Annotated in this window: 19 protein-coding genes; 11 read left to right on the top strand and 8 right to left on the bottom strand. The window is 73.4% G+C overall.

Annotated elements, in window-relative coordinates; genetic code table 11:
- Nucleotides 1-2: 2 nt before the first annotated feature.
- The 3 genes from MUU72_RS18030 to MUU72_RS18040 all read left to right on the top strand — a co-directional run bounded on the left by MUU72_RS18030 (nucleotide 3) and on the right by MUU72_RS18040 (nucleotide 3,993).
- Complete coding sequence (locus MUU72_RS18030) at nucleotides 3-1,190, top strand: aminotransferase class I/II-fold pyridoxal phosphate-dependent enzyme (RefSeq protein ID WP_248014318.1); 1,188 nt, start codon at nucleotides 3-5, stop codon at nucleotides 1,188-1,190.
- Nucleotides 1,187-2,671 carry an amino acid permease gene (locus tag MUU72_RS18035; protein ID WP_248014319.1) on the top strand — a complete coding sequence of 495 codons (1,485 nt, stop codon included), beginning with the start codon at nucleotides 1,187-1,189 and terminating at the stop codon, nucleotides 2,669-2,671. Before MUU72_RS18030 ends, MUU72_RS18035 begins: the two co-directional genes overlap by 4 nt.
- Before the next feature lie 92 nt (nucleotides 2,672-2,763).
- Entirely contained in the window at nucleotides 2,764-3,993 is a 1,230-nt protein-coding gene (locus MUU72_RS18040) for an MFS transporter (RefSeq protein WP_248014342.1), read from the top strand.
- 12 nt (nucleotides 3,994-4,005) lie between these two features.
- Here MUU72_RS18040 and MUU72_RS18045 read toward each other — a convergent pair whose 3' ends face one another.
- Both MUU72_RS18045 and MUU72_RS18050 read right to left on the bottom strand, forming a co-directional pair.
- Nucleotides 4,006-5,067 (bottom strand): helix-turn-helix domain-containing protein, encoded by a 1,062-nt coding sequence (locus MUU72_RS18045; protein WP_248014320.1) that lies wholly within the window; start codon nucleotides 5,065-5,067, stop codon nucleotides 4,006-4,008.
- A 274-nt stretch (nucleotides 5,068-5,341) separates the two neighbouring features.
- Nucleotides 5,342-6,988, bottom strand: coding sequence for a DUF885 domain-containing protein (locus MUU72_RS18050; protein ID WP_248014321.1), 1,647 nt, complete (start codon nucleotides 6,986-6,988; stop codon nucleotides 5,342-5,344).
- A gap of 407 nt (nucleotides 6,989-7,395) precedes the next feature.
- On the opposite strand from MUU72_RS18050, the gene MUU72_RS18055 reads away from it, so the two are divergent.
- The 4 genes from MUU72_RS18055 (at nucleotide 7,396) to MUU72_RS18070 (ending at nucleotide 11,361) form a co-directional block, all read left to right on the top strand.
- Complete coding sequence (locus MUU72_RS18055; RefSeq protein ID WP_248014322.1) at nucleotides 7,396-7,938, top strand: cupin domain-containing protein; 543 nt, start codon at nucleotides 7,396-7,398, stop codon at nucleotides 7,936-7,938.
- Nucleotides 7,939-7,948: 10 nt separating this feature from the next.
- The gene (locus MUU72_RS18060) at nucleotides 7,949-9,208 is read left to right on the top strand and encodes an MFS transporter (RefSeq protein WP_248014323.1); all 1,260 of its coding nucleotides are present in this window, start codon (nucleotides 7,949-7,951) and stop codon (nucleotides 9,206-9,208) included.
- Nucleotides 9,209-9,233: 25 nt separating this feature from the next.
- Nucleotides 9,234-10,496, top strand: a complete 1,263-nt coding sequence (locus MUU72_RS18065; RefSeq protein WP_248014324.1) for an ATP-grasp domain-containing protein — start codon at nucleotides 9,234-9,236, stop codon at nucleotides 10,494-10,496.
- Between the two features lie 124 nt (nucleotides 10,497-10,620).
- Nucleotides 10,621-11,361 carry a L,D-transpeptidase family protein gene (locus MUU72_RS18070; protein ID WP_248014325.1) on the top strand — a complete coding sequence of 247 codons (741 nt, stop codon included), beginning with the start codon at nucleotides 10,621-10,623 and terminating at the stop codon, nucleotides 11,359-11,361.
- 61 nt (nucleotides 11,362-11,422) lie between these two features.
- Here MUU72_RS18070 and MUU72_RS18075 read toward each other — a convergent pair whose 3' ends face one another.
- A complete protein-coding gene (locus MUU72_RS18075) occupies nucleotides 11,423-11,926 on the bottom strand; it encodes a C40 family peptidase (RefSeq protein ID WP_248014326.1) in 504 nt (167 codons plus the stop codon).
- A gap of 251 nt (nucleotides 11,927-12,177) precedes the next feature.
- On the opposite strand from MUU72_RS18075, the gene MUU72_RS18080 reads away from it, so the two are divergent.
- Complete coding sequence (locus MUU72_RS18080; RefSeq protein WP_248014327.1) at nucleotides 12,178-12,984, top strand: SDR family oxidoreductase; 807 nt, start codon at nucleotides 12,178-12,180, stop codon at nucleotides 12,982-12,984.
- Between the two features lie 2 nt (nucleotides 12,985-12,986).
- Complete coding sequence (locus MUU72_RS18085) at nucleotides 12,987-13,490, top strand: metallophosphoesterase family protein (protein ID WP_248014328.1); 504 nt, start codon at nucleotides 12,987-12,989, stop codon at nucleotides 13,488-13,490.
- A 7-nt stretch (nucleotides 13,491-13,497) separates the two neighbouring features.
- On the opposite strand, the gene MUU72_RS18090 is transcribed toward MUU72_RS18085, so the two are convergent.
- Both MUU72_RS18090 and MUU72_RS18095 read right to left on the bottom strand, forming a co-directional pair.
- Nucleotides 13,498-14,007, bottom strand: coding sequence for a mycothiol transferase (locus MUU72_RS18090; RefSeq protein WP_248014329.1), 510 nt, complete (start codon nucleotides 14,005-14,007; stop codon nucleotides 13,498-13,500).
- Between the two features lie 144 nt (nucleotides 14,008-14,151).
- The gene (locus MUU72_RS18095; protein WP_248014330.1) at nucleotides 14,152-14,640 is read right to left on the bottom strand and encodes a hypothetical protein; all 489 of its coding nucleotides are present in this window, start codon (nucleotides 14,638-14,640) and stop codon (nucleotides 14,152-14,154) included.
- A 254-nt stretch (nucleotides 14,641-14,894) separates the two neighbouring features.
- Between MUU72_RS18095 and MUU72_RS18100 the strand changes: the two genes are divergently transcribed.
- The gene (locus MUU72_RS18100) at nucleotides 14,895-15,416 is read left to right on the top strand and encodes a hypothetical protein (RefSeq protein WP_248014331.1); all 522 of its coding nucleotides are present in this window, start codon (nucleotides 14,895-14,897) and stop codon (nucleotides 15,414-15,416) included.
- A 102-nt stretch (nucleotides 15,417-15,518) separates the two neighbouring features.
- Here the strand turns inward: MUU72_RS18100 and MUU72_RS18105 are convergent, their stop codons facing one another.
- Nucleotides 15,519-16,274 carry a class I SAM-dependent methyltransferase gene (locus MUU72_RS18105; RefSeq protein ID WP_248014332.1) on the bottom strand — a complete coding sequence of 252 codons (756 nt, stop codon included), beginning with the start codon at nucleotides 16,272-16,274 and terminating at the stop codon, nucleotides 15,519-15,521.
- Nucleotides 16,275-16,327: 53 nt separating this feature from the next.
- Nucleotides 16,328-17,113, bottom strand: coding sequence for a serine protease (locus tag MUU72_RS18110; RefSeq protein WP_248014333.1), 786 nt, complete (start codon nucleotides 17,111-17,113; stop codon nucleotides 16,328-16,330).
- Between the two features lie 294 nt (nucleotides 17,114-17,407).
- Here MUU72_RS18110 and MUU72_RS18115 point away from each other — a divergent pair, with 294 nt between their 5' ends.
- Nucleotides 17,408-19,378 carry an APC family permease gene (locus MUU72_RS18115; protein WP_248014334.1) on the top strand — a complete coding sequence of 657 codons (1,971 nt, stop codon included), beginning with the start codon at nucleotides 17,408-17,410 and terminating at the stop codon, nucleotides 19,376-19,378.
- A gap of 61 nt (nucleotides 19,379-19,439) precedes the next feature.
- Here MUU72_RS18115 and kdpB read toward each other — a convergent pair whose 3' ends face one another.
- Nucleotides 19,440-21,698, bottom strand: a complete 2,259-nt coding sequence (gene kdpB, locus MUU72_RS18120) for a potassium-transporting ATPase subunit KdpB (RefSeq protein WP_282504232.1) — start codon at nucleotides 21,696-21,698, stop codon at nucleotides 19,440-19,442.
- Between the last annotated feature and the right edge of the window lie 628 nt (nucleotides 21,699-22,326).

Here is a 22,326-nt window from a genome sequence, read left to right on the forward strand (position 1 = left end):
CGGTGCAGCCCGCCCGCAGCGCCTTCGCCCGCCTGCGCCACCTGCTCCAGGACGTCCCGGCACCGCCCGGCCTCGACCCCGTCCAGCTGCACCTCGGGGAATCGCGGCTGGACACCCTCGCCGCCGACACCGCACCGCTGGCCGACCCGGACGGCTGGACCCGCTACCCCCGGCCCGGCGGCACCCCCGCCCTGCGCACCGCCTACCACGGCTGGCTGGCACGCCGCTTCGGCGTCCGGCGCGCCCTGGCCGACGGCCGGCTGGCCACCGAGCCCACCCCCGGCACCAAACAGGCCCTCGCGGTCGCCCTCGCCCAGGCCGTCCGCCGCCACCGCGGCCCCGGCACCCCGGCCGTCATTCTCCCCAACCCCTTCTACCCCACCTACCTCGCCGCCACCGAGGAGGCCGGCGCCCGCCCGGTCTTCTACACCCTCGACGACCCCGCCGACCCCGCCCCGCTCGCCGCCGCCCTCGACGCGGCGGGCGGGCACGCCGCCGCGGTCATCGTCTGCAACCCCGGCAACCCGCGCGGCGAGATCCTGCCCGCCGGCGCCCTCGCCCGGGCCGCCACGGCCGCCGCGGCCGCCGGCGCCCTGCTCCTCGTCGACGAGTGCTACACCGACCTGTCCTACGGGCCCCCGCCCCCCGGCTACCTCACGCTGACCGAGCACGGAACCGGCGGCCCCGGCCCGTTCCTCGTCCTGCACAGCCTCTCCAAGCGGTCCCGCGCCCCCGGCCTGCGCAGCGGCTTCGCCGCCGGCGACCCGGCCACCGTGGCCGACTACGCCCGCTACAACCACCTCTGCGGCGTCTCCACCCCGCTGCCCGTCTGCGACGTCGCCGCCGCCCTGTGGTCCGACGACACCCACGTCCGGCACGCCCGCGGCGCGCTCGCCGCGAACTGGGACGCCGCCGACACCCTCCTCGCCGCCGTGCCCGGCTACCGGCGCGCCGAAGCCGGCTTCTTCCTCTGGCTGCCGGTCGGCGACGACGAGACCACCGCCCGCCGGCTGTGGCGCGACCACGCCCTGACCGCCATGCCCGGCCGCTACCTCGCCGCCGACGGCCCCGACGGGCACAACCCGGGCACCGGCCACCTCCGCATCGCCCTCGTCCACGACCGCCCCGTCATGCGGCAGGCCCTGGACCGGCTGCGGGACGCCCTCACCCCCGACCGGGCCCACCGGTGACCGCCGACGGGCCGGCCACCGCACCGGCACCCCACGGCACCGGACGGGACCGGGCCGACCGCCCGCCGCACCCCGAGGACACCGGGTACCGCAAGACCCTCAAGCCCCGCCACCTGACCATGATGGCGCTCGGCAGCACCCTGGGCACCGGCCTGTTCCTCGGCGCCGGCGGCCGGCTGGCCTCCGCCGGCCCCGCGCTGTTCCTCGCCTACGCCCTGGCCGGCGGCTTCGCCTGGTGCGTCGTCCGCGCCTTGGCCGAACTCATCCTGCACCGCCCCACCTCCGGCTCCTTCGTCTCCTACGCCCGGGAGTTCCTCGGCGAGAAGGGCGCCTACACCGCCGGCTGGCTGTACTTCCTCAACTGGTCCACCGGCGGCGTCGCGGACATCACCGCCGCCGCCCTCTACAGCCGCTACTGGAGCCGCTTCACCACCGTCCCGCAATGGGTGCTGGCCCTCCTCGCCCTCGCCGTGGTGCTCGCCCTCAACCTCTTCTCCGTGCGGGTCTTCGGCGAGCTGGAATTCTGGTTCGCCTTCGTCAAGGTCGCCGCGCTCACCGCCTTCATGGCCCTCGGCCTGGTCCTCCTGGCGACCCGCCACCCGGTGGGCGGACAGCCGCCCGGCCTCGGCGTCCTCACCGGCCACGGCGGCCTCTTCCCGCACGGCCCGCTGCCCGTCGTCCTGGTCCTGCAAGGCGTCGTCTTCGCCTACGCGGGCATCGAACTCGTCGGCGTCACCGCGGGGGAGACCGCCGCCCCGCGTGCCGTCGTACCGCGCGCCGTCACCGCCCTCACCTGGCGCATCGCCCTCTTCTACGCCGGCTCGGTGCTGCTGCTCGCCCTGCTCCTGCCCTGGGACCGCTACGACGGCGCACAGAGCCCGTTCGTGACCGTCCTGACCCGGATCGGCGTCCCGATGGCCGGCGACGCGATGAACCTCGTGGTGCTGACCGCCGCGCTCTCCAGCCTCAACTCCGGCCTCTACTCCACCGGACGGATCCTGCGCTCGATGGCCCTGGCCGGCTCGGCACCGCGCTTCACCGCCACGATGAGCCGCCACGGGGTGCCCTACGGCGGCATCCTGCTCACCTCGGGTGTGTGCGCGGCCGGCGTCGGCCTCAACTACCTCGTTCCGGAGCGGGCGTTCGAGATCGTCCTCAACCTCTCCGCCCTGACCGCCCTGGGCATGTGGAGCGCCATCGTCATCTGCCACCTGGCGTTCCTCCGCCGGGCCGGGGACGGACGGGTCACCCGGCCCTCGTTCCGGCTGCCGCTGGCGCCGGTCACCGACTACGCCACCCTCGCCTTCCTCCTCGGCATCGCCGTGCTGATGTGGCAGGACCCCGGCACCGGCCGCGCGACCGTCCTGGCCGCCCCCGTCCTCGCCGCCGCGCTCACCGCCGGCTGGTTCGCCGTCCGCCGGCGCGTCACCGCCCCCGGCGCGGCCCCACCCCCCGGCCGGCAACGAAGGGACACCCCGTGACCAGGCCCTCCGGCACCACCGCCGCCGGCACCGGCGACCGGCCACCCCACGACGGCCCCGCCGCCCCCGCCCCGCCCAGCCGCCGCCGCGCCCTGGCCGCAGCCGCCATCGGCAACGTCGTGGAGTGGTACGACTGGCACCTCTACACCTTCCTCGCCGGCTACCTCACCGCCGACGTCTTCCCCGCCGCGGCCGGCACCTCCCTGGTGCCGCTGCTGTCGCTGTTCGCCGTCTTCGCGGTCGGCTTCTTCATGCGCCCGGTCGGCGGCCTGCTGCTCGGCGCCGTCGCCGACCGCCACGGCCGCCGCACCGCCCTGACCGCCACCCTCCTCATGATGGGCGGCAGCAGCCTGGCCATGGCGCTCACCCCCGCCTACGCCACCGCCGGCCTCCTGGGGCCCGTCGTGCTCACCCTCGCCCGCCTCCTCCAAGGGCTCTCGGCCGGCGGCGAGTTCACCGCCAGCACCACCTTCCTCGTCGAATCCGCGGGGCCCGGCCGGCGCGGCCTGTTCGCCAGCTTCCACTACCTGGCCGCCACCGCCGGCCAGCTCCTGGCCTCCGGAACCGCCGCCCTCCTGGTGGCCTGCCTGGACGACCGCGCGATGCACGCCTGGGGCTGGCGCCTGCCGTTCCTGCTGGGCGCCCTGCTCAGCCTCGTCGGCCTGTGGATCCGCCGCGGCGTCGCCGAACCCCGCAGCGCACGGCAGCGGCAGGAACGCCCCAAGGTGTTCGACGCCCTCCGCACCCACCCCAGGGAATCCCTGCTGATCTGCGGCATCACCATCGGCGGCACCGTCGCCTTCTACACCTGGACCTCCTACCTCCCCACCTACGCACACCTCAACGCCGGAACCGACCAGGGCACCGCCCTGCTCGCCGGCACCCTCGCCCTGCTGCTGTTCGCCCTCGTCCAGCCACTGGCCGGCCTGCTCTCGGACCGGATCGGCCGCCGCCCCCTGCTGCTCGGGTTCGCGGCCGGCTCCGCCCTGCTCTGCGTACCGCTGCTCAACCTGCTGACCGGCTCGTTCCTCTCCCTCCTCCTCGTCCAGTGCGCCGGCCTGCTGCTGCTCACCGGCTACACCGCCATCGCCGCCGCGGTCAACGCCGAGGTCTTCCCCGCCCGGGTCCGCGCCGCGGGCATCGGCTTCCCCTACTCCCTCACCGTGGCGCTCTTCGGCGGCACCGCCCCCTACGTCGGCACCCTCTTCGCCCAACTGCACCTCCCCGACGCCTTCCCCTGGTACGTCGCGGCCCTCTGCCTGCTGTCCGCACCGGTCTTCCTGCGCCTGCCCGAGACCGCGCACCGGCCCCTGGAACGGTGACCGGCCATGACCTCACGACACGTGGTTCTGCAACGCCAGCAGATATCCGGCCTGAAACCGGCTCTCGGCATCGAGCGCGGCCATGATCTCGGCCACATGGCGGCGGCAGGTCCGCACCGACATCCCCAGCCGCCGCGCGACCGCCGCGTCCGTCATGCCCTCCGACAGCAGCCGCACGATGGCCTCCTTCAGGTCATCGGTGATCTCCGCCTGGGTCTCCGCGTCGACCACCAGCGGATCGGCGGCCAGCCACAGCCGCTCGTACGACTCCACCATGAACGCCACCACATGCGGATCCCGCACCAGCGCCGCCGCGTTGGGATTGTCCGGCACCGGGATCAGCGCCGCCTGCCGGTCGAAGACCAGCAGCCGCATGAACTGGTCGTCCAGCGTCCGCACCTGCGCCCCCAGCCGGGTCACCTGCTCCACGTACGAGGACGTGCCCCGGCTGTACCGGGCGGTGTGCTGGTAGAGGATGCGCATCTCCACGCCCTTGCGGAGCGTCGCGATGTCCCGCGGCGCCGCCTCCTGGAGGACGTCCTCCCGGCGCCCGCCACCGGGCTGCGCCGTCAGGATCTCCGTGGTGCTCTGCTCGACCAGCTCGGCGATCACCGCCCGCACCTCGTCGAGGCTCTCCAGCAACTCGACCTGGTGCCCGCCGCGCCGCGCCGACCGGCCGGCCTCGAACAGCGGCAGGAACGCCATCAGCCGCCGCCGCTGCTCCTCTATCTGGAGCCGCCGGGCCCGGATCTCCCGCTCCAGGGGACCCAGCAGCCGGCTCACCGTCACGTCGGGGGAGACCGGCACCAGCTCCTGATCGGGACCCGTGCGCAGCAGCCCCCAGGCCGTCAACTGGTCGACGGCCGCCCCGAACTCCGCCGGGGACAGGCCGAGCAGCCCCGCGGCCGCCGCACCGTCCAGCTCCCCGCCCAAGGGGCGGGCCACCACGTACTCGTAGACCCGCTCCAGCGTCTCCTGGCTGGGCGGGCACTGCTCCACCGGGCCGGCGGGCTCCGGGGCCGGACCTGGTGGCGGCCCGGCATGCCGCCACCCGAGCTGGGTCGGGGGAATCATGACCATTTCTGATGCACCTCCTGGCACAGCGCTGCCGCATGACGCCGCGACGCGGTGGCCGACTTCGGGGAGCGAATCCGATGAGGGGATCCCGACCACGACCTTGGGGGCGGGGAGGCGGCCGTGGGCCCACGACCTCGGGGGCACGGCGCAGCCACGGCAGGAGCGCCGTCGCGCACGGTTCCTCCGGGAACCATGGTGGCGCCCCAAGACACGGATAAGGGGTGGCTTTTGGACGATTCTGGCACGCGCGCACCGCGGCGCACAGCAGGGCTCAGAGCCGTGCCAGCTCCGCGGTGAGCAGATCCAGCCCCATCGGCCCCAGCCCCAGCGCGTCCCGGTGGAACGCCTTCGGATCGAACGCCGCCCCCTTGGCGCGCCGCTGCGCCTCCCGGGCCCGCAACCACACCCGCTCACCCACCTTGTAGGCCAGCGCCTGGCCCGGCAGCCCCAGATACCGGTCGATCTCGAAGTCCAGGTACGCGGCGCCCTCGGGCACCCGTCCGCCCAGGAACTCCCGGCCCAGCTCCCGCGTCCAGCGCTCCCCCTCGTGGAAGCCGGTGCCGCGCGGGATCTCCAGCTCCAGATGCAGGCCGATGTCCAGGACCACCCGGGCGGCGCGCAGCTGCTGCCCGGACGCCAGCGCCCCGAGCCGGTGCGCCGGATGCCGGAAGCCGCCGAGTTCGGCCATCAGCTGCTCCGCGTACAGGCCCCAGCCCTCGGCATGCCCCACGTGCAGCTCCGACGCCACCCGCTGGAACCGGGTGAGCGCGGGGTTCAGCACCGTGCCGCCCAGCTGGAGATGGTGGCCCGGGACCCCCTCGTGGTACATCGTCGCCGGCACCGTCCAGGTGGGTATCACCGCGTCCGGGCCGGGCACCGTCCACCAGACCTGGCCCGGCCGGGACAGGTCCTCGGCCGGCGCCAGGTAGGAGATCCCGCCCGCGCCGGTCGGCGGGATCCGGCACTCGATCCGGCGCAGCGCGGGCGGGATGTCGAAGTGCACCCCGGCCAGCTCGTCCAGGGCCCGCTCGGCCAGCTCCTGGAGGTGGCGGCGGAACGCCTCGGCGCCGCGCACCTGATGGGCGGGGTCGGCGTCCAGGGCGGCGAACACCGCGGGCAGCGGCTCACCCGGCAGGATCTCCCCGCCCAGCTCCGCCATCTCCCGCTCGATCCGGGCCAGTTCCGCCCAGCCCCAGGCATAGGTCTCCTCCAGGTCCAGCACACTGCCCAGGTGCTTGCGGACCTCCAGGGCGTACCGGTCCCGGCCGACGGCGTCCCGCTCCGGCGCGTACGGCAGCAGCTCGCCGGTCAGGAAAGCGGCGAACCCGGTGAGTGCCGCCCCGGCGGCCCGCGCCGCCCGCTCCGCGTCCGGCCGCAGCCGGTCGTCGGGGCAGCGGGCGGCCAGCTCGGCGAAGTACCCGGCGGTCGGCGCGCACTGCCCGGCGGTGCCGGCGACCTGCCGGCGCGCGGCCACCCGCCCCTCCCGGCGGGCGGCGCCCAGGCTCTCCCGGTGGCCCGCCAGCGCCGCCGGAATACCGCGCAGCCGGGCGGTCACGTCCGGCCAGACGGTCCGCTCGCCCTGGTCGAGGAGTTCGACGGCCTGGCGCAGGCGCTGGAGCGGCCCGTCCACGACATTGACGTCGGCGTCCGGGATCCGGGCGTCGGCCAGGGCCAGCTCCACCTCCAGCCGCTCCCGCAGCACCCGCGCCGCGATCCGGTCCCGCTCGCCGGCCACGGGGAGGGCGGTGAGCGCGGACAGGGTGCGGCGGGCCAGACCGGTCCTGGCCGCCCAGCCGGCGGGGCCGTAGTCGGTCAGCGCCGACTCCTGCCCGGCGATGCCCATCATCGCGGCCTGACACGGGTCCAGGCGGGCGAATTCCCCGGTATAGGACGCTGCGAGATCATCCAGAGCGGTCATGGAGGTACGGTAACCGCCCGTCGACCTGCTGTGATCACCTTGCGGCCGATCGCACCGTCCTTTTACTTTCCCTATTCCTCCGGCCCGCTTTCCTGTGACATACGCCACCTTGTGACCGCCGAGTGCGGCCCCATAGCCTGGGAAAGCCCTTATGTTTCCCGGCATTTGACCGCGCGTAAGGTATTCAACGGCCCGGCGGCGGAGTCGCGGCCGACGTCCTTTGCGACGGGTTTCCCCGCGTGCACCGGATGCCCTCGATATGGCCGGAACGCACAGGGTCCCGGCCCCCGGCACCACCCCGCTGGCCAGGCACTTGACCCGGCCGGACACCCTTTGCCCGGACAACCCCCGCGCCCCCGCAGCGCGCTGTTCCTTTCCTGCCCCTTCAGCACCTGGAGCAATAACGGATGACGATTCAACCCCGCCTCGTGGTCACCGGCCGTCGTCCCGACGACACTTCCGTGGTGCTCAGTGACGGACCCGTCGAACCGATTACCGTCGGCGCCATTCCCGGCTCGGAGTTCTATCTGCTGTGGGGCACCGAGGACGGCCACGCCACCGTCGGGAATAAGCCAACCGAGCCAAAGATCCTGCCTTTCTTCGCCGGTACCGGCGGTACCCGATTCCTGCTGGCGCGCTATGCCCCCGAGTCCCGCACCCCCGAACCCGCCGGCGACCCCGCCCTCCTCGCCGCCGAGGTGGCCGAAAAACTCCCCGGCCTCACCGACGTCCTCGAACCCGACGGCGCCGGCATGCACACCACCGACACCCTCGACTACGCCATCTGCCTGGAGGGCGAGCTGCACCTCGAACTCGACGACGGCGCCGAGGTCCGGCTCACCCCCGGCACCTGCGTCGTCCAGCAGGGGACCCGCCACAACTGGCACAACCGCGGCGACAAACCCGCGCTGATGTGCTTCATCGGGATCGGTGCCGCACGCGAAGCCTGAGGAACGACCGGTGAAGACCTACCTCACGGTGCTCCGCATCGCCGACTACCGGAAGCTGTGGCTCGGCGCGGTGGCCAGCCTGATCGGCGACGGCGCCAGCTGGATCGCGATGTCCTGGCTCGCGGTGACCACCGGCGGCGCCGGCAGCCTGACCATTCTGGGCGCCTGCTACTTCGCCCCGGTCATCATCGGCGGCCTGCTCGCCGGAAAGCTCGTCGACCGCTTCTCCCGGCGCCTGCTGCTGGTCACCGACAGCCTCGTCCGCGGCGCGGTGATGCTCTGCATCCCGCTGCTCGCCGCCCTCGGCCACCTCGCCCTGTGGCACCTGTACGCCGTGGCCGCCGTCTACGGGCTGTTCAAGATCCTCCCCATCGGGATCATCCCCACCGTCATCCCCGACCTCGTCCCGGCCCGCCACCTCAGCACCGGCATCGCCCTCGAAGCGGTCGCCACCGGTGCCGCCGGCCTCCTCGGCCCGATGGTCGGCGGCGCCCTGGTGCCGCTCATCGGCGCCAACTGGGTACTGGCCGTGGACGCCGCCAGCTACGTCGCCTTCGCCCTGGCGGTCCTCGGCATGAAGGCCCGGCTGGGCCGGCCCGCGCCCTCCCCGGACGGTGCCGCCGCGGCCCGCCGCACCAGCTGGGCGCCCGTCGTCGGCTTCCTCCGCCGCGACCGGGTGATGCTGGTCATCACCGTCACCTTCACCCTCTTCAACATCTCCCTGGGCATGCTCACCGTCGCCCAGCCCTGGCTGGCGCACGAACGGCTCCCCGGCGGCGCCACCATGCTCGGCGCCCTGGCGGGCGTCCTGGCCGGCGCACAGCTCACCGGCTCGGTCATCGCCGGCGCCCTCCGGCCCGCCGCCCGCCCCATGCTCCGCATCGGTACCCTGCAACTCCTCGCGGCCGGGGGCCTGTTGCTGCTGCTGGGCGCCCACCCCGTGCTCGTCCTCGTCGGCCAGGTGGTCTACGGCCTGCCCGACGCCATGGTGACCGTCTCCTCGCAGACCGTGCGGTACGCGCACACCCCCGAGGAACTGCGCGGCCGCACCATGACCCTGATGCGCACCCTCATGCTCAGCGCCCTCCCGATCGGCTCGGTCCTCGCCGGCCCGCTGCTCGACTCCGGCAACTACACCGCGATGGTCCTGGTCATGACCCTGCTCGCCGCCGTACCCGGCGTGCTCAGCCTCCTCGCCGCCCGCCACGACCCACCCACCGACCCGCCCGGCACAGCCGCACCCGCCCACCCCCACCTCGTCCAGGAATGACCCCCACAGACGAAGGACGCTCCGTATGACCCGGCCCGACCCGATGCCCCTGCTGCTCCTCGTCACCAACGGGCTGCGCGCGTACCGCGCCTACCTGTTGCGCTCGATCGCCACCCGCTACCGCGTCCACCTGATCAACAACGCCGAACCCACCTGGGAACGCCGGTACCTGGACGGCTTCACCGCGGTCCCCGACACCGGCGCCGACGCCGTCCTCGCCGCCGCCCGGCGGATCGCCGCCCGGCAGCCGGTGGACGGGGTGCTGAGCTGGCACGAGGAGCACATCGTGCAGGCCGCCCTGGTCGCCGAGGAGCTCGGCCTGCCCGGCACCCGGCCGGACGCGGTCCGCCGCTGCCGCGACAAGTTCGCCACCCGCACCGCCCTGGCCGCGGCCCGGCTGCCCCAGCCCGCGTTCGTGGTGGTCTCCGACCTGGACGAGGCGGCCGCCGCGGCCGAACGCCTCGGCTACCCGGTCGTCATCAAACCGCGGGCCGCCGGCGGCAGCCAGGGCGTGGTCCTGGTGCGGGACGCCGCCCAGCTCGCCGACCAGTTCACCGCCACCCGCGACGTTCCGGTCCCGCACACCCCGGTCTTCGACCAGGGTGTCCTGGTCGAGGAGTTCGTCGCCGGCCCCGAGGTCAGCGTGGACGCGGTGGTCCGCGACGGACGGGTGACCCCGCTGTTCCTGGGCCGCAAGGAAGTGGGCTTCGCCCCGTACTTCGAGGAGACCGGGCACCTGGTCGACGGCGGCGAACCCCTCCTCGCCGACCCGGACTTCACCGCGATGCTCCAGGCGGTGCACACCGCACTGGGCTACACCGACGGCTGGACGCACACCGAACTCAAACTCACCCCGCAGGGCCCCAAGGTCATCGAGGTCAACGGCCGGCTGGGCGGCGACCTCATCCCCTACCTCGGGATGCGCGCCACCGGCATCGACCCCGGCCTGGCCGCCGCGGCCGTCGCCTGCGGCCGGGAACCGGCGACCGCCGCCGCACACCGGTCGGTGGCCGGCGTCCGTTTCTTCTACCCGCCGCACAACGACGCGGTGATCGGGTCGGTGGGCTTCGACCGGACCGGACTGCCCGGCGCCATCGACCTGCTGGTGCCCCTGGTCGCCCCCGGCGACGTGGTCTCCCCGCCCCGCAAGGGCCTGATCGACGGCCGGGTCGCCCTCGCCACCGCGGTGGCCGGCACCCCGCAGGACCTCCGCGCCGCCCTGGACCGGGCCCAGGCCGCCCTGCGGCTGCGGATCGACGGCCACGCCGGGGCACCGGCCCCCGCCTGACCGCCGGCCATCCCGCCCCGCACTCCCCGCCAACTGTCGCCGTACGCCCCGGATTTTGGCGGATAAGGCACGGCGCCCCGTACACTGCCGCAACCGCACCGGCGGCTCAGGAGTCCTACCGGACATGAAGCCACGCATACCCTTCCGGCTCCGCAGAACCGCCACCGGCGCCCTCGGCCGGCGAGCGGGCGCGGCACTCGCCGTGACGTCCCTGACCCTCCCGCTGACCGTCGCCCTCGGCGGCACCGCGGAAGCCGCCGGCTCCGCGGGCTGCTACGGGCTCCGCGGTCCCTACCAGCGGCAGGCCGAACAGTTCCTCGGCCTCCGCGCCGACGGCCGCCAGTCGACCGCCGACTGCCGCGCCATCCGCGCCTTCCAGACCAGCCACGGCATCACCCCCAACTACGGGTACGCCGGCCCGGTCACCTGGAACGTGATGCAACTGGTCGCCAAGCAGCGGGCGGCCGGGCGGAATCCCAACAGCGCCCACAAGTGCCCCACCAACAAGGGGCGGATCGCCTGCGTCGACCTGACCCGCCAGCTCAGCTGGATCCAGGACGGCGGACGGCTGGTCTACGGGCCGGTGCCCGTACGCACCGGCCGCAAGGGCGGCGCCACCCGCACCGGTCTGAAGCGGATCTACTGGCGGCACCTGAACCACGTGTCGACCATCTACCACACGCCCATGCCGTACAGCCAGTTCTTCGACGGCGGGGAGGCGTTCCACGCCATCAGCGGCAGCGTGTGGTCCGCCCCCGGCTCGCACGGCTGCGTCAACATGCGGCCCAACGACGCCAAGAAGTACTGGTCGCTGCTCCGCACCGGCGACGACGTGTACGTCTACGGCCGCAAGGCCGGCACCTGACCGGACCGTCCCGGTGCGGGCGGGCCGATGCCGGCCCGCCCGCACCGTGCCGTGCGCGGCCTCAGCGGGCCAGCAGGGTGTAGAGCGCCATCGGCGTCACATAGCCCGGCCACCGGCCGTCGGCGAAGAGGTGGACCCCGGCGTCCTGGTAGCACTGGTCGACGAGCTGGGAGCAGATCATGTGCCGGGTGCTGGCCACATAGCGGCGCAGCCCCGGCACGGGCAGACGGAAGCGGTGGGTGGCGATCGCCAGATAGTCGAGGAAGCTGTAGGGCACGCCCACGTAGCGGTCGGACGCCGCGCAGATCCGCTCGCGCTGCTGCTCGGTGAGCCCCTTCGGGCACACGTAGAGCACATCGGAGCCGTGGTACGCGCTGAGCGAGCGGATGCGGGCGCCGCCCGGCTCGGCCTCCAGCAGCCGGTCGCCGGGCAGGACGAGGAAGGCGTGTTCGTAGTCGGCGAAGCCGTCTCCGTTGATCCACTGGCCGAAGCGGATCAGCCGGCCGGTGACACCGGATATCTGGGTGAGACCGATGTCACCGGGCAGGGGATGGGTGTGCTTCATGAGCGGCTCCAGGGCGCGTAGAAGCGGATTCCCCCTGGTGATACCCGCTCTCCGGCCGCCCGCACCGCGCCCGCGGGGCCCGCCTGCACCCCCCGGCGCGCACCGCCGTGGCCCCCGGGACAGCGGTGGTTGATGGTGCGTCAGCTGACGGAACGGGTACGTCTCCGGCGACCCGGACCACGCCCCGTCGGCGACCCGACGCCGCGGCCCGGACGCGAACGGCACCGACGGCGAAGGAGCGCGAGACCACCATGGCCCCCGGCACCACCGACACCCCGGCGACCCCGGCCCCCACCGCATCCGACCGCACCCCCCTGGCCGGCACCGTCGCACTGGTCACCGGCGCCTCCAGCGGCATCGGCGCCGCCACCGCCTGGGCCCTGGCCCGCGCGGGCTGCGCACTCGCCCTGGTCGCCCGGCGCGCCGACCGGCTGCGCGACCTCACCGCGGCCCTCACCGAGCAGGCCGGCGGCCCGGCGGCCGCGTTCACCGCCGACCTCGGCGACCCGGACCAGCCCCGCCAGGCGGTCGCCCGGACCGTGGAGCGCTTCGGCCGCCTGGACGTCCTGGTGAACAGCGCCGGGTACGCCGCCCGCGGCGCGGTGGACGAAGCCGACCCCGCTGACTGGGACCGGATGATCGACCTCAACCTCAAGGCGGTGCTGCGGATGTCCCACGCCGCCCTCCCGCACCTCCTGCGCGCCGCGCGGACGGGCCCGCGCGGCGTCGCCGACCTGGTGACCGTCAGCTCCGTCGCCGGCCGGGTACCCCGCAAGAACAACGGCGTCTACTCGGCCACCAAGCACGCCGTGGGCACCTTCAGCGAGGCGCTGCGCCAGGAGGTCACCGGCCGCGGCGTCCGCGTCGGCCTGGTCGAACCGGGCCTGACCGTCACCGAGATGACCGCCGGCGGCCGGATCACCTCCTCCGACGGCATGCCGGAGGACGCCTGGCTGCACGCCGAGGACATCGCCCGCAGCATCGCCTTCATGGTCACCCAGCCGGCCCGGGTCGCCCTCAACGAGATCATGGTCCGGCCCACCGCCCAGGAGCGCTGACCGTGCGCCTGCTCCTGACCTCCGACACCCACGTCCCGCGGCGCGCCAAGGTACTCCCGGCGCAGCTGCTCGACGCCCTCGCGGCCGCCGACGCCGTGGTGCACGCCGGCGACTGGACCGACACCGCCACCCTCGACCTGTTCCAGGCCCGCGCCCGCCGCCTGATCGGCGTGTACGGCAACAACGACGGCCCCGACCTGCGCGCCAGACTGCCCGAGGTGGCCCACGCCGAACTGGACGGGCTGCGGTTCGGCGTGGTCCACGAGACCGGCCCGGCCGCGGGCCGGGAACGCCGCTGCGCCGACCGCTTCCCGGAACTCGACGTGCTGGTCTTCGGGCACAGCCACATCCCCTGGGACAGCACGGCCGGCAACGGGCTGCGGCTGCTGAACCCCGGTTCGCCCACCGACCGCCGCCGGCAGCCGCACTGCACCTACATGACCGCGCAGATCACCGGCGGCCGGCTCACCGGCGTGACGCTGCACCGCCTGCCGCCCCGCCGGTGAGCGCCGTTCACCGGCCCAGCAGCCCCCGCACATAGGCCGCCTGGCCGGCGTGCTGGAGGCCGTCCGCCAGCACGCTGACCAGGCGGACGCCCAGGGTGACCGGGGGCGACCAGTTCCGGTCGACGACCTGCCCGAGGTCCTTCACGGCGACGGTGCGCAGATAGCGCACCGTGCTCTCGTGCACCGCCGCGTGATAGCCGGTCAGCAGCTCGGCGGTCAACCCGCGGACCCGCGCCACGTCCTTGCGGCTGTGCCCGTAGCCGGTGTCCTCCTCGGGGAACGGCAGCCCGAACGCCTCGTACCACTCGTCCGCGCTCCAGATCTGCTCGGTGCCGGCCACCCCGGCGACGTGGTCGTCCTGCACCCGCGTCAGGTGCCAGACCAGCCAGGCGAGGGAGTTGGCGCGGGCGTCGGGGCGGGTGGCGAGTTCCTCGGTCCCGAGCCCGTCGACCGCCTCCTCCACGGCCTCCCGGACGCGGCCGAAGGCGTCGACGAGCAGATCGGTGCTGGCGGACATGGCGGCTCCGTAGGGGTGGGGGAGGGGCGGCCCGGCGGCCGGGCCCTCCATCGTCGCAAGCCCGGCCGGGCGCCGCCGCCCGGCGCACCCCGGGCGGCCGGCCGGTCCGCCGCATGGCCGAAGCCCGCGCCGGATGACGCCGCGTCAGCGGGCGGACCGCACCGCGAGGGTGTCGAGCAGGGCCTGCGCCGGCCGCAGGGCCCGGTCCCCGGCGCCGACCACGCCGAGGATGCGGGGGAGCGGCTCCACCACGCGCACCAGGCGGCCGGCCCGGAGGTAGGGGTTCGGATCGCGCAGCGCGGCCTCCAGCGCGGGCCGGGTCCAGTACGTCCGGGCCAGGCCGAGCGCCCAGCGGTGCTCGTCCTCGTAGGGCAGCCACCGGCCGGCGGCGTACGCGTCCGCCAGGTCATGCGCCTGGCGGGCCATCACCTGCCAGCTGAAGTCCTCCTCGATCAGCTCGCGGCGCCGGCGGCCGGGACGGTCCTCGCTGCACGGCGTGCAGAGCCGCACCTGCCGCTGCGGACCCAGCGGCGGCCGGACGGTGAGCACGGGCGCGCCGGCCGCGGGGCGGCGGTCATGGCACAGGTCGCAGGTGGCCGCGCCGGCGCTCGGAAGGTGTGGATAACAGGTCACGAAGGGCTCAACGACGCAGACGGGACCGGGTGGCGTGGCACGCGAGCGAGAGGCTCCGGCAACGATGCGGCGTTGTGCTGCGGCATGCCAACAACCCTACCCGGCCCAGGAGTTGGCCAACAGTTTCCCACGGAACGGTCACAATTGGGCATGTACACGTCTTGTTCATCCCAGGGGTCTACCCGCATAGAACGCGGGGTGGTGCCATGACGTCACCCGCCCGGCAGACCGCCGGGCCCGACCCCGGAGCCCCCATGCGATCGATACGCCGAATCGCCTCCGCGACCACCGCACTCGCCCTCGCCACCGCCGGCCTGGTCCTCACCACCGGCAGCGCCCACGCCGCGACCTGCTCCCAGTCCCGGCTCCCCCTCCCGGACCGCGCCTGCACACCCGGCGCCTTCAACCCGGACGTCACCCAGGCCACCATCGGCTCGACCATCTGCGTCCCCGGCTGGACCAAGACCGTCCGCCCGCCGGTCTCCTACACCACCCCGCTGAAGATCAAGCAGATCGGCGCCTACGGCTACACCGACACCGCCACCGCCGACTACGAAGAGGACCACCTCGTCCCCCTCGAACTCGGCGGCGCACCCCGCGACCCCAAGAACCTCTGGCCCGAGCCCCGCTACGGCCAGCAGCCCGCCGCCAGCAAGGACTCCGTCGAGAACAAGCTCAAGACCGCCGTCTGCGACGGCACCGTCACCCTCGACGCCGCCCGCAACGCCATCGCCACCGACTGGACCACCGCCCTGGCCAAGGTCGGCCTCGGCTGACCCACCGCGCACACCGGCCGCCGCCCCGGACACCCGCGCGGCCCCACCGCCGGTGACCGGCGGCGGGCCACCCACCCGGTGGCCCGCCGCCCCGCCCGCCGCTCACCGCCGCGTCGCCACCACCAGCCGGCACCGCGGACTCCCGTCCGCCCGCCACCCCAGCTCCGGCAGCGCCCGCAACTCCACCCCCAGGCCCGCCCCCGCCAGCTCCGCCCGCACGTCGGACAGCCGGAAGCCCCGGTAATACATCACGAACCGCGGCCGCCACAGCGCATTGCGGACCCGCATCACGCCATCGAAACCCAGCAGCCCCCAATACCGCGCCGACCCCGGCCGGGCCGGCGCCACCACCGGGAACACGAACCGCCCGCCGGGCCGCAGCACCGACGCCACCTGCGCGAACAGACCCGGCCGGGCCCGCGGCAGAAAGTGCCCGAACGCCCCGAAACTCACCACCACATCGAAGACCGGCCCGAACGGCAACGCCCGGGCATCCGCCCGCACCCACGCCGGCCGCGGCCCGCCCACCCCGCCGGAACCCCCCTCCGGCCCGGCCGCCGCCCGCAGCCGCTCCCGCCCCACCGCGAGCATCCCCGCACTGATATCGACACCGATCACCCGCTCCCGGCACACCCGCCGCAGCACCTCCACCCCGGCCCCCGTACCGCAGCACAGATCCAGCCCGCTGCCGAACGGCCCCAGCCCCCGCAACTCCCGCAACACCGGCCCCAGCACCGTCTCCGGCGTCCGGAACGGCGTCCGGTCGAACTTCGGGGCGAGCAGGTCGTACCCCCGCTCCACCGACGACAGCGCCTGCACGGCCAGTTCACGCAACGTAGGACCCTCGGGAGCGAACATCGCGCCAGCATAGGCGCCCGCCCACCGGCCCCCGCGGGACACCCGCCCGGCCCCTACGACCGCGCGATATAGGCGTGGATCGCCGGATCGCTGACCTTCGTGTACACCCCCGGATGCCCCGGCGACGCACACCCCGTCCCCCACGACGCGATCCCCGCCAGCCGGCCGCCCACCACCAGCGGACCCCCGCTGTCCCCCTGGCACGCGTCCTTCCGGCCCGCCTCGTAGCCGTAACACGTCATCCGCGGCGTGATCGAGGACGGCCCGTACGCCCCCTTGCAGTACGCGTCGCTGAGCTTGGGCACCGCCACCTGCCGCAACCGCACCGGGAGGTCACCCCCGTCCCGTGTCGCGCCCCACCCCGTCACCGTCGCCGGCGTTCCCTCCGCGGGCTCCCGCCCCGGCTCCACCAGCCCGATCGCCCGCACCCCGGGCCCGAAATCCAGTGGCGACGCCAGCACCAGCACCGCCACGTCGTAATCGATCGTCGCCGCGTCGAACCGCGGATGCCGCAGCACCCGCGCCACCCGCACCACCTGGCCCCCCGACCCGCGGACACTGCTGCCCGCCTGCACGCTCAGCGCGCCCGGCGGCGCCTCGGCGGTGCAGTGCGCCGCGGTCACCACCGCGTCCGCCCGGATGATCGAAGCCCCGCAGATGTGCCCGCCGGCACTGCGCAGCGACACCTGCCACGGCACCTCCCGCACATCCGCGTCCGTACCCCCCACGATCCGGGTCGCGGGCACCGTCCCGCCCGCCGCCGGCGCGACCGCGGGCCCCAGCACCGCACCGCACACCGCGGCCGCCGCCGCCCCGCACCGCAGCCATGACCGAGCCATTCCGCCTCCCGCCTTCCGGACCGGCCAGCACCCTCCTCCGGGATCCTCCGCGACCGACGGTACGCACGGGCCGGAGAGCGGGGGCATTCCATCGAATTGGTGGTCTTCCACGGCACGGCGTTTGAGCCCGCACCCCCCGCAGCGGGCCCGCACCCGGGCCGGCCCCCCTCCACCCGCACCTGAGACACGACCCCGGGACCCCCTCGCACACCACGGCGAGCGGCCCCGAAGTGCGTACGCTGAACAGGCCGCTATCGATGGCCGGAACTTTTCGGCGTACGACAGGAGCACACGATGGCCGCCCCCGCCCCTGCCGGTGCCTCCCCCCGGACCACCCTGCGGAACCGGCTGCGCACCTGGATGCTCCAGGGCCTCGCCGACCTGGGCAAACGCCCACCCGGCCAGGGCGCCACCCCCGAACCCGCCCACCACGGACAGCGCTGGTGGCGCGTGATGTGCCTGACCGGAGTCGACTACTTCTCCACCCTCGGCTACCAGCCCGGCATCGCCGCCCTCGCCGCCGGACTGCTCTCGCCCGTCGCCACCCTCGTCCTCGTCGCCGTCACCCTCGCCGGCGCGCTCCCCGTCTACCGCCGCGTCGCCAAGGAGAGCCCGCACGGCCAGGGCTCCATCGCCATGCTCGAACGCCTGCTGTCCTTCTGGAAGGGCAAGCTGTTCGTCCTCACCCTGCTCGGCTTCGCCGCCACCGACTTCCTCATCACCATCACCCTGTCAGCAGCCGACGCCGCCACCCACCTCGTCGAGAACCCCCACGTCAGCGCCGCCCTGCACGGCCGCCAGATGCTCATCACACTGATCCTGATCGCCCTGCTCGGCGCGGTCTTCCTCAAAGGCTTCCTGGAAGCCGTCGGCGTCGCCGTCGTCCTCGTCGGCGGCTACCTCGCCCTGAACGCCGTGGTCGCCGTCACCGGCGTCTGGCACGTCCTCACCGCCGGCCACGTCGTCACCGACTGGACCAGCGCCCTGACCGTCCAGCACGGCAGCATTCCGGCCATGATCGCCGTCGCCCTGCTCGTCTTCCCCAAACTCGCCCTCGGCCTCTCCGGCTTCGAAACCGGCGTGGCCGTCATGCCGCACATCGAAGGCGACCCCGACGACACCGAGGAACGCCCCACCGGCCGGATCCGCGGCGCCCGCAAGCTGCTGACCACCGCCGCCGCCATCATGAGCGTCTTCCTCATCATCACCAGCTTCGTCACCACCCTCCTCATCCCCGCCCCCGCCTTCCAGCCCGGCGGCGCCGCCAACGGCCGCGCCCTGGCCTACCTCGCCCACGCCTACCTCGGCTCCGCCTTCGGCACCGTCTACGACATCTCCACCATCCTCATCCTGTGGTTCGCCGGCGCCTCCGCCATGGCCGGCCTGCTCAACCTCATGCCGCAATACCTCCCCCGCTACGGCATGGCACCCCACTGGGCCCGCGCCGTCCGCCCCATGGTCCTGGTCTTCACCGCCGTCGCCTTCCTCGTCACCTGGATCTTCGACGCCAACGTCGACGCCCAGGGCAGCGCCTACGCCACCGGCGTCCTCGTCCTCATCAGCTCGGCCGCCATCGCCGTCACCATCGCCGCCCGCCGCGCCCGGCAACGCGCCTGGACCATCGGATTCGCCATCATCTCCGTGGTCTTCCTCTACACCACCGTCGCCAACATCATCGAACGCCCCGACGGAGTGAAGATCGGCGCCTGCTTCATCGCCGGCATCATCCTGCTCTCCTTCACCTCACGCCTGGCCCGCGCCTTCGAACTCCGCGTCACCGACGTCATCCTCGACGACACCGCCCAGCGCTTCGTCCGCGACATCGCCCAGCGCCGCATCCGCTTCATCGCCAAGGAACCGGAACAACGCGGCCTCGCCGAATACCGCGACAAGGCCCAGCAGATCCGCGCCGACAACGACATCCCGCCCGAGGACGACCTGGTATTCGTCGAAGTCACCATCCGCGACCCCTCCGAATTCGAAAGCGCGCTGCACGTCCACGGCCACGTCATGCACGACCGCTACCGCGTCCTGTGCCTGGACGGCTCCACCGTCCCCAACTCCCTGGCCGCCCTGCTCCTGCACGTCCGCGACACCACCGGCAACCGGCCGCACATCTACTTCGAATGGACCGAAGGAAGCCCCTTCGCGCAATTCCTCCGCTTCTTCCTCTTCGGCCAGGGCGAAGTCGCCCCGGTCACCCGCGAAGTGCTCCGCGAGGCCGAACCCGACCGCAGCCGCCGCCCCCGCGTCCACGTCGGCTGACCCCGCCCCCGGCCCCGCCCCGGGCCCACACCCAGATGGGCCCCGCACCCACCGGCGGCACTCAGCCCAGCCCCGGAATCCCCGAGATCACCAGATCGATCAGCTTGATCCCGACGAACGGCGCCACCAGCCCACCCAACCCGAAGAACGCCAGATTCCGCCGCAGCAGATCATGCGCCGACGACGGCCGGTACCGCACCCCGCGCAACGCCAGCGGAATCAACGCCACGATCACCAGCGCATTGAAAATGATCGCCGAAGTGATCGCCGACGTCGGACTGTGCAACCCCATCACATTCAGCTCCGACAACCCCGGATACACCCCCGCGAACATCGCCGGGATGATCGCAAAATACTTCGCCACATCATTCGTGATCGAAAAGGTCGTCAACGCCCCCCGTGTGATGAGCAATTGCTTCCCCACCTCCACGATCTCGATCAGCTTCGTCGGATCCGAATCCAGGTCCACCATGTTCCCCGCCTCCTTCGCCGCGGACGTACCGGAGTTCATCGCCACCCCGACATCCGCCTGCGCCAAGGCCGGCGCGTCATTCGTCCCGTCACCCGTCATCGCCACCAGCCGCCCACCCGACTGCTCCCGCACGATCAGCGCCAGCTTCTCCTCCGGCGTCGCCTCCGCCAGGAAATCGTCCACCCCCGCCTCCCGCGCGATCGCCCGCGCCGTCAGCGGATTGTCACCCGTGACCATCACCGTCCGGATGCCCATCCGCCGCAACTCCCCGAACCGTTCCGCGATCCCGTCCTTCACCACGTCCGTCAACCGCACCACCCCCAGCACCCGCGGCCCGCCCCGGTCATCCACCGCCACCAGCAGCGGCGTCCCCCCGGACGCACTGATCGCATCACTGAACATCCGCGCCTCCGCCGGCACTTCACCACCGCGCGCCACCACCCACTCCACGATCTGCGCGGCCGCCCCCTTGCGGATCACCACCTCACCCCGGTACGCCGACGCACCCGCACCCGCACCCGCCGCGCCACCCCCGGACCCCGACCCCGGCCCCGGCCCGGCACCGCCCGCCCAACACAGATCCACCCCGCTCATCCGCGTCCGCGCACTGAACGCCACATACCGCACGAATGCCAGCTCCCCCTCCTCCGGCGCACACAGCCCGTACTTCCGCCGCGCCAGCGCCACCACCGAACGCCCCTCCGGTGTCCTATCCGCCAACGACGCCAACTGCGCCGCATCCGCCAGCTCCAACTCCGCACACCCCGGCAGCGGAACGAACGCCACCGCCTCCCGGTGCCCCCACGTGATCGTCCCCGTCTTGTCCAGCAGCAGCGTGTTGATGTCCCCCGCGGCCTCCACCGCACGCCCCGACATCGCCAGCACGTTCCGCTGCACCAGCCGGTCCATCCCGGCGATCCCGATCGCCGACAGCAGCGCCCCGATCGTCGTCGGGATCAGCGTCACCAGCAGCGCCACCAGTACCGCCGTCTGCTGCGCCGCCCCCGCGTACGACGCCATCGGCTGCACCGTGACCACCACCAGGATGAACACCACCGTCAACGCCGCCAGCAGGATGTGCAACGCGATCTCGTTCGGCGTCCGCTGCCGCGCCGCGCCCTCCACCAGCGCGATCATGCGGTCCAGGAACGCATGCCCGGACCGGGACGTCACCCGCACCACGATCCGGTCCGACAGCACCACCGTCCCGCCCGTCACCCCCGAACGATCACCTCCGGCCTCCCGCAGCACCGGCGCCGACTCACCTGTCACCGCCGACTCATCGACACTGGCGACCCCTTCGACCACCTCACCGTCTGCCGGAACCGCCTCACCCGCCGCGACCACGACGAAGTCGAACGGCCGCAGATCCGACGCCGGGACCGTCTCCGTCACGGCGCTGTCCAGATGCGTGCCGACCCGCCAGTTGTCCCGCAGCCGCCGCGCCATGAGATCCGTACGGGTCCGGCGCAGCGACGCCGCCTGCGCCCGGCCGCGCCCCTCGGCCACCGCCTCCGCCAGCTGCGCGAACACCACCGTCAGCCACAACCAGCCACTGATCACCCAGCTGAACACCGAGGGGTGCAGCACCGCCGACAGCGTCGTCAGTACGGACCCGCAGGCCACCACGAACAGCACCGGATTGCGGGCCAGCGCCCGCGGGTGCAACTTCCGCAGGGCCTCCGGCAGGGCCGTCACCAGCACTCGCGGATCGAACAGCCCGGCCGGCGCCCGCCGTCGCCGCCGGTGTCCACCCCGCCCCGGCGCCCCGGGACCGGACAACCCGGCCGCACCGGGAGCCTCAGCCGTCGACGGAGTGGTGGGCGCGGGGGACGGTGCAGCAGGCATGCGCAATCTTTCTGAAGAATGAAAATTCCGGCCGGACGGAATTTTCTGGGTGAATGGGAGGATTGTTGGGGTGTGGGACTGTGGGGGGTGGGATTGTTGGGGTGGGGGGTTGTTGGAGGGTGAAAGGTTGCCGGGGGGTGTTGGAGCCGTCGGGGAAATTTTGGAAAGGTGGGGAATTGTTGGGGGGAAGGGGGTGTATTCGGAGTGATGGAAAATGGCTGGTGTGATGCGAGGATTTAAGGAGGGGGTGAAATTCTTCGGTGTGACGAAAGGGGTTTCGGAGGGGTGAGCGGGTTAGAGGGAACGGCGGGTTGCGGGGGAACGAAGGGCTTCGTAGGGGCCACAGGATTCGTGGGGATGAAAAGCTTCGGAGGGGCTACAGGATTTTTCGGAGGGATGAAGGTTTTCGGGGGGTCGCAGGTTTTGGAGGACCACAGGCTTCGGAGGAACGAAAGGCGAGCGGCTGGCCAGGCTGGAACCGGCCACGACCGGGCGCCGGGGCGGCCGCGGTCGCGCCATCACCGCCGCCGTCGCACCGGTGGCCGAGCCAGAATCTAGGCCCTTGCCGCCCGGCCCATCCGGGAGCCAGCGGGGAATTTGCGGCTCTCTTACGGGGCGCGGGGGCGGG

The sequence above is a fragment of the Streptomyces rhizoryzae genome, from assembly GCF_023155275.1.
In the GTDB taxonomy this organism is placed as follows: domain Bacteria; phylum Actinomycetota; class Actinomycetes; order Streptomycetales; family Streptomycetaceae; genus Streptomyces; species Streptomyces rhizoryzae.

What these genes read in the sequence shown, in the direction of transcription:
- MUU72_RS18055 (WP_248014322.1), top strand. Translation starts at nt 7,396, where the DNA reads ATGACGATTCAACCCCGCCTCGTGGTCACCGGCCGTCGTCCCGACGAC.
- MUU72_RS18070 (WP_248014325.1), top strand. Translation starts at nt 10,621, where the DNA reads ATGAAGCCACGCATACCCTTCCGGCTCCGCAGAACCGCCACCGGCGCC.
- kdpB (WP_282504232.1), bottom strand. Translation starts at nt 21,698, where the DNA reads ATGCCTGCTGCACCGTCCCCCGCGCCCACCACTCCGTCGACGGCTGAG.
- MUU72_RS18045 (WP_248014320.1), bottom strand. Translation starts at nt 5,067, where the DNA reads ATGATTCCCCCGACCCAGCTCGGGTGGCGGCATGCCGGGCCGCCACCA.
- MUU72_RS18080 (WP_248014327.1), top strand. Translation starts at nt 12,178, where the DNA reads ATGGCCCCCGGCACCACCGACACCCCGGCGACCCCGGCCCCCACCGCA.
- MUU72_RS18110 (WP_248014333.1), bottom strand. Translation starts at nt 17,113, where the DNA reads ATGGCTCGGTCATGGCTGCGGTGCGGGGCGGCGGCGGCCGCGGTGTGC.
- MUU72_RS18100 (WP_248014331.1), top strand. Translation starts at nt 14,895, where the DNA reads ATGCGATCGATACGCCGAATCGCCTCCGCGACCACCGCACTCGCCCTC.
- MUU72_RS18065 (WP_248014324.1), top strand. Translation starts at nt 9,234, where the DNA reads ATGACCCGGCCCGACCCGATGCCCCTGCTGCTCCTCGTCACCAACGGG.
- MUU72_RS18115 (WP_248014334.1), top strand. Translation starts at nt 17,408, where the DNA reads ATGGCCGCCCCCGCCCCTGCCGGTGCCTCCCCCCGGACCACCCTGCGG.
- MUU72_RS18105 (WP_248014332.1), bottom strand. Translation starts at nt 16,274, where the DNA reads ATGTTCGCTCCCGAGGGTCCTACGTTGCGTGAACTGGCCGTGCAGGCG.
- MUU72_RS18075 (WP_248014326.1), bottom strand. Translation starts at nt 11,926, where the DNA reads ATGAAGCACACCCATCCCCTGCCCGGTGACATCGGTCTCACCCAGATA.
- MUU72_RS18050 (WP_248014321.1), bottom strand. Translation starts at nt 6,988, where the DNA reads ATGACCGCTCTGGATGATCTCGCAGCGTCCTATACCGGGGAATTCGCC.
- MUU72_RS18090 (WP_248014329.1), bottom strand. Translation starts at nt 14,007, where the DNA reads ATGTCCGCCAGCACCGATCTGCTCGTCGACGCCTTCGGCCGCGTCCGG.